Origin of the sequence: Euryhalocaulis sp. (assembly GCF_013911995.1) — a bacterium.
GTDB classification, from domain to species: domain Bacteria; phylum Pseudomonadota; class Alphaproteobacteria; order Caulobacterales; family Maricaulaceae; genus Euryhalocaulis; species Euryhalocaulis caribicus.
Window position 1 is genome coordinate 1 of the sequence record NZ_JACESD010000047.1, and the last position, 5,000, is coordinate 5,000.

7 protein-coding genes (1 of these 7 running past the window's edge) are annotated in these 5,000 nt (G+C 61.5%); 4 read left to right on the forward strand and 3 right to left on the reverse strand.

All coding sequences use genetic code 11. The annotated features are described in order from the left end of the window. Positions 1-194 precede the first annotated feature (194 nt). The 3 genes from H2040_RS11600 to H2040_RS11610 all read left to right on the forward strand — a co-directional run bounded on the left by H2040_RS11600 (position 195) and on the right by H2040_RS11610 (position 2,326). The gene (locus H2040_RS11600) at positions 195-875 is read left to right on the forward strand and encodes a sulfotransferase family 2 domain-containing protein (protein ID WP_287157537.1); all 681 of its coding nucleotides are present in this window, start codon (positions 195-197) and stop codon (positions 873-875) included. A gap of 77 nt (positions 876-952) precedes the next feature. Further along, positions 953-1,633: a sulfotransferase family 2 domain-containing protein gene (locus tag H2040_RS11605; protein ID WP_287157538.1), complete on the forward strand. Its 681-nt coding sequence runs from the start codon at positions 953-955 to the stop codon at positions 1,631-1,633. 9 nt (positions 1,634-1,642) lie between these two features. Beyond that, positions 1,643-2,326, forward strand: a complete 684-nt coding sequence (locus H2040_RS11610) for a hypothetical protein (RefSeq protein ID WP_022697282.1) — start codon at positions 1,643-1,645, stop codon at positions 2,324-2,326. Here the strand turns inward: H2040_RS11610 and H2040_RS11615 are convergent. Beyond that, positions 2,308-3,789 (reverse strand): tetratricopeptide repeat-containing sulfotransferase family protein, encoded by a 1,482-nt coding sequence (locus H2040_RS11615; protein WP_287157540.1) that lies wholly within the window; start codon positions 3,787-3,789, stop codon positions 2,308-2,310. The two genes, H2040_RS11610 and H2040_RS11615, sit on opposite strands and share 19 nt — an antisense overlap. Before the next feature lie 129 nt (positions 3,790-3,918). Here H2040_RS11615 and H2040_RS11620 point away from each other — a divergent pair, with 129 nt between their 5' ends. Continuing rightward, positions 3,919-4,350, forward strand: a complete 432-nt coding sequence (locus H2040_RS11620; RefSeq protein WP_287157542.1) for a CBS domain-containing protein — start codon at positions 3,919-3,921, stop codon at positions 4,348-4,350. Positions 4,351-4,363: 13 nt separating this feature from the next. Here H2040_RS11620 and H2040_RS11625 read toward each other — a convergent pair whose 3' ends face one another. Beyond that, on the reverse strand, positions 4,364-4,939 hold the full coding sequence (locus H2040_RS11625) for a GDYXXLXY domain-containing protein (RefSeq protein ID WP_287157544.1): 576 nt from the start codon (positions 4,937-4,939) through the stop codon (positions 4,364-4,366). Beyond that, positions 4,939-5,000: the final stretch of a DUF2157 domain-containing protein gene (locus H2040_RS11630; RefSeq protein ID WP_287157545.1), read on the reverse strand. Its footprint extends 1,087 nt past the window's final position; only the last 62 of its 1,149 coding nucleotides appear in the window; its start codon lies off the right edge, out of view; the stop codon is at positions 4,939-4,941. Before H2040_RS11630 ends, H2040_RS11625 begins: the two co-directional genes overlap by 1 nt.

Consider the following 5,000-nt stretch of genomic DNA (forward strand, 5'->3'; position numbering starts at 1 on the left):
CCTGTAATACAGCGACGATCTCACGATCTTGGGACGGGCCCCTCCGGTTGGAGGGGCCCGTTTCTTTTTCGGCTTCAGTTTTCTGATTTTTTCTGTCGATTTTTTTTCGCGGCTGGTCCAAGCCGTGACACGCGCCAGCGCCGTTCCCGGCGGAGGCGTTCGATTCAACCCGTTCAATGCCACGGCGTTCAGTGATGCTGGTTAGCCACCGGAAGAAATTCATTTTCCTGAAGACCGGCAAGACCGCCGGTACAAGCGTCGAGCTTTATTTCGAACCCTGGTGTGTCCCGGAGGGCGTGGAAGCGGACAAGGCGCTCCGCCCGGCTCTGGAGACGGAGGCCGGCATTGTCGGCCCCCGGCGCATGAAACCCGATCCCGGGGAAAAGTATTTCAGTCACGCCCCCGCCCAGCGGGTCAAGGGCTGGGTCGGCGATGATATCTGGGAAGCTTATCTGAAGTTCTCGATCGTTCGGAACCCTTTCGACAAGGTCGTTTCCTGGTTTCACTTCCATATGCCGCCGGAAGAAAAGGAACGCCTTTCGAAACTGGATTTCGCCGAAACCAGACGGGTATTCCGCGACTGGCTGATCATTGCGCCGCAGGTGCCGCGCGACCGTCATTTCTGCACGATAGGCGGAACGTTCTGCCTTGATCACGTCATGCGCTATGAGCGGCTAGGCGAGGATCTGGAGGCGATGTGCGGGCGGCTAGATATTCCGTTCGATCCCGATCGCCTGCCGCATCGCAAAAAGGGCTATCGTGACGGCTTTCCCGCATGGAAGGCCTATTACGAGGACGAGACCATCGCGGTGATCAGGAATATCTATGCGTGGGAGCTGGAAACCTTCGGTTACGGGTTCGACCAGGCTGATTGACGCCGCGCGGGGCGCTCACTAACACACTGGCATACAGCGCGGGCCGGGGGCGTCCGCCGGGGGGATGTTGGAACAGCATGCTGGTTAGCCACCGAAAGCAATTCATTTTCATAAAAAGCGCGAAGACCGCGGGAACCAGCGTCGAGGAGTATTTCGAGCGCTGGTGCCTGCCTGAAGGCGCGTATCAGCCCTCACAGGGCCGCCCCGCCGAAATAACGGCGCAGGGCGTAATCGGGGCGCGGCACAAGCGCTATCACGCCACCTCCGGCGGCTTTACCAGCCACCTGTCGGCGGAAGGCATCCGCGAGAAGGTCGGTCCGGAAATCTGGAACCGGTATTTCAAGTTCACCTGTATCCGCAATCCCTATGACAAGGTGGTTTCCTGGTTCCACATGCGCATGCCCAAGGTCGACCGCGACCGGCTCGGGGAACGGGACTTCGCGGAAACGCGCGAGATGTTCAGGAACTGGCTGATTATTTTCCCCTCGACGCCCAATGATGAAATGTACACATCAATCCGCGGCGAGATCATTATTGACGGAGTGATCCGTTATGAGCGCCTGCTGGACGACATAGAGGCCGTCTGCAAGCGGGTGGACACGCCGTTCGAGCCGGCCTTGATGCCGCAGCGCAAGGTGGGCAAGCGCGACGGTTTTCCCGGCTATCGAGAATACTACACCCCGGAAACCAAGCAGATCATTCGTGATCGCTTTGCCTGGGAGTTTGAGCATTTCCATTATGATCCCGACGATGTCTGAGGCGAATTGATGCTGGTCAGTCACGAAAAGAAATTCGTCTATATCAATACGTCCCGGGTGACCGGCTGGGAGGCCGAGATCTATTTCGAGCCTTACTGTGTCCGCCCGGGCGCGTTCGAGCCGGCAATCGAGCGCGAATCCGAGCGCACCAAGCATGGCATTGTCAGCAGCCGCACCCTGGAGGCGCGCAAGCGGCCGGATCCGGACGACACGATTGGCCCGATCAGCCGGCCGGACCGGCTGTACAAGCTGGTCGGTCCCGCGCGCTGGCCGAAATATCTGAAATTCAGCGTCGTGCGAAATCCGTTCGACCTGACGGTCGCCTGGTTCCACGCATGGATGCCGGACTATGAACGCGAGCGCCTGCAGGGGCTGGATTTCAGCGCCACGCGGAAAGTGTTCCGCGACTGGCTGGTCGTTTCACCGCATTTGCCGGAAATGCGGCGGGTTCTGACCCTCAATGGCGACATGTTCCTGGACGAAATCATCCGTTTCGAGGCCCTGGAAGAGGGCGTGGAGCGCGTCTGCGCGAAGCTGGACCTTCCTTTCGAGCCGGAGCGGCTGAAAGGCCCGTATCGCCAGAAAGAGGCGTTCGCCCCCTGGGCGGATTATTATGAGGACGAGACCCGAGACGTCGTGCGCGATGAGCTGGGGTGGATGTTCCGCGCCTTCGACTACGATTCGGATTCGTAATCGGGTCCGATAACCTCACGATAGATCGGGGCCAGGTGCTGCTCATAGCGCCGCCATGACCCGATGCTCTTGGTCGAGATGGGCTGGCGCACCTGTGCAAAGCTGGCCGTGGAGACGATCCGGTCGCTTTTGTGGAAGTCGCGGACCGAGTCCTCATATTCCAGATTGCAATGGCTGAGGATTTTCGGGATCCATTCGTCCGGATTGCGCGCCAGATCCTCGTAATTGACGCGCAGAATCTGGCCCTGCGGGGCGATTTCGGCGAAGTGGTCGCGCAGATTCGCAACCCAGTTCAGGCGATCCTGAATGTTCGCGAAGTCGTAGGAGAAGGTCTGGGACACCGCGAACAGCACCTTGTAGATCGCCCACAGGGCGTCGGCGCGGTTGCGCGTCATCCAGATGATGCGCGCATTGGGCATGGCGGACAGGATGAATCCCATCTGCCAGGGGGTCGTGGTGGTCGAATCGACGAATTTTCCGGTCGGCCCGAAGCGCTCCGCGCCCAGCGTGGCATAGGTTGCGCCGATCTTTTTCCACGCATCGGGCCCTAGCATCCGCTTCAGCGCCGCGTCGGTATTGCCCGGCGATTCGCTGGCCGCGTTCTGCGCGGGATAGCTGGCGACGGTCATGAAGGGCAGCTCCGCCCCGCCGACCACGCCGCTATGGGCGTTGAGAATGGTCTCCACCAGCGTTGTCCCGGCGCGCGGCGCGCCAACCACGAAGATCGGCCGGTCGGTATCGTGGCCCTCCGCATTGGCGATCATTTCCGGCGGGCAGGCGTTCTTGAGCCCCTGCAGGACGGACGCCATGCGCGTGCGGTTATACTGGTGATGCTCATGCATCAGGTGCGAGCCTTCGCTGATGAGGCTGAAGGCCGAATCGTAATTGCCCAGATGCTCCATGGCGTAGCCAAGGCCGTATTTCACGGGCGCGCGCAAAGGCGCCTTTTCCTCGGTAAGCTGCGCCTCCGCCCTGCGCATATGGTCGATATCCGGGTCGCCCTCCGTGGCCTTTTTCATCCGCATCATGACGGCCCAGGCCACGGACTGGCGCGGATCCATAAGGGCGGCTTCGCGATACCGCTCGATCGCCAGCTCGTCATTCTGCAGGCGGGCATTGATGTAGGCGGAGGCATAGACGACCCGGACATTGCCGGGGTCATCCTCGTACAGAGCCTCGATTTCGGCGCGCGCCGGCTCGAACTGTCCTGATTCATGAAGGAAGCGGGCCAGGCTGAGACGCGATGCGGTGTCCCTGCGGCCGGTTTCGACCATGCGTTTCTGCGCTTCCGCCGCGGTCCACATGTCCTGCAGGCTGGCGGCGAGCTGCGCCGCGGCACCCCAGCGTTCGCCAAGCGGCGGGTTTTCCTGCGTCAGCTGGCGCAGCAGCATGACCGCCAGGCCATTGCGTTTCTGTTTGGCCGCGTCCCGCGCCCGGATCAGCAATTCGCTTGAGTCAGCCATGTCCCACCCCGTTTTCAGACCGCGCGGACAATAGTTAGTCCGCCTGTCAGAGTCACCGATTTGCGCAGCGCAAATTGAATCTTGGCGCAATGCGCTGCACTCTCTGCATAACAACAGGGAGGCACAGCCATGACAGCGGCATCGATTCTCAAGGACAAGGGCGGCGAGGTTTTCACCATTTCCCAGGAAGCCAGCCTGGCGGAGGCGGCGCAGCTTCTGGACGAGAAGAGGATTGGCGCGGTGATTATCGTCGGCGAAAGCGGCGGCCCGGTCGGCGTATTTTCCGAACGCGACCTGGCGCGGCAGATCGCGCGCGCCGGCGCGGAGGCCCTGAATGTGCGGGTTGGGGAATGCATGACGCGGGATGTCGTCTTCTGCGGCCCCGGCGATTCCGTGGACAGCATGATGGGAATGATGACCGACCGCCGGATTCGTCATCTGCCCGTAGTCGAGAACGGAAAACTGATCGGCGTGATCTCGATTGGCGATGTTGTGAAGCGGAAAATCGCCGAAGCCGAAGCCGAAGCCCGCGCGATGAAGGACTATATCGCGACCGGCTGATCGCGATTCTTCGCTAGAAAACCGTGTCGACCCGGCGTTCGCCGTCGACAATCAGGCCTTTGAGCACGGGCGGACGCCCTGCCTGCTGTGAAAGAATCACCTGAAAGCCGTTTTCACGCAGTTCCGTTTCCAGCGCCAGGGCGGTTTCGGCGTCCGCGTAATAGCGCCGGGGCAGATCGAAACGGGCGATCAGGAAACGACCGGAGCCCGGAACGCCCTCGGGATCCTGTGTGCTGGCCCGCGCCGCGGTAATGGCCCGGCCTTCCAGAATCACCCCGCCGGGCTGCGCCGGCCAGGATTTATATATGGCCGCCGGGCGGGCGGCGCCGTCCTCTGGCGTGAGTTCCAGAAACAGGGAATCACCGGACTCGAAGGCGTCGTCGCCTTCGAGCGCGGATAGGTCCAGCCGCTCAATGGCATAGGAGAGGGCGACATAGTGGCCCAGCAGGATGTCGCGCGGATCCACAGGGGCGGCCTCCAGCACCAGCTCCTCGCCGCCATTCCGCGCCATGATCTGCCGTCCTGCGGTGACGGCCAGAAAACCCGTCACAAGGATGGCGATGAGCGCCGATCGAAGGAAAACTGACATCATTCGCCTCCCTTTTGGTTGCCGCGGCGCGACAGCCACCACCCCAGAACGCCGATTCCCG

Bases quoted from the DNA above. Each gene is read 5' to 3' on its own strand.
- H2040_RS11600 (WP_287157537.1), top strand. From the start codon at position 195: ATGCTGGTTAGCCACCGGAAGAAATTCATTTTCCTGAAGACCGGCAAG.
- H2040_RS11605 (WP_287157538.1), top strand. From the start codon at position 953: ATGCTGGTTAGCCACCGAAAGCAATTCATTTTCATAAAAAGCGCGAAG.
- H2040_RS11625 (WP_287157544.1), bottom strand. From the start codon at position 4,939: ATGTCAGTTTTCCTTCGATCGGCGCTCATCGCCATCCTTGTGACGGGT.
- H2040_RS11610 (WP_022697282.1), top strand. From the start codon at position 1,643: ATGCTGGTCAGTCACGAAAAGAAATTCGTCTATATCAATACGTCCCGG.
- H2040_RS11620 (WP_287157542.1), top strand. From the start codon at position 3,919: ATGACAGCGGCATCGATTCTCAAGGACAAGGGCGGCGAGGTTTTCACC.
- H2040_RS11615 (WP_287157540.1), bottom strand. From the start codon at position 3,789: ATGGCTGACTCAAGCGAATTGCTGATCCGGGCGCGGGACGCGGCCAAA.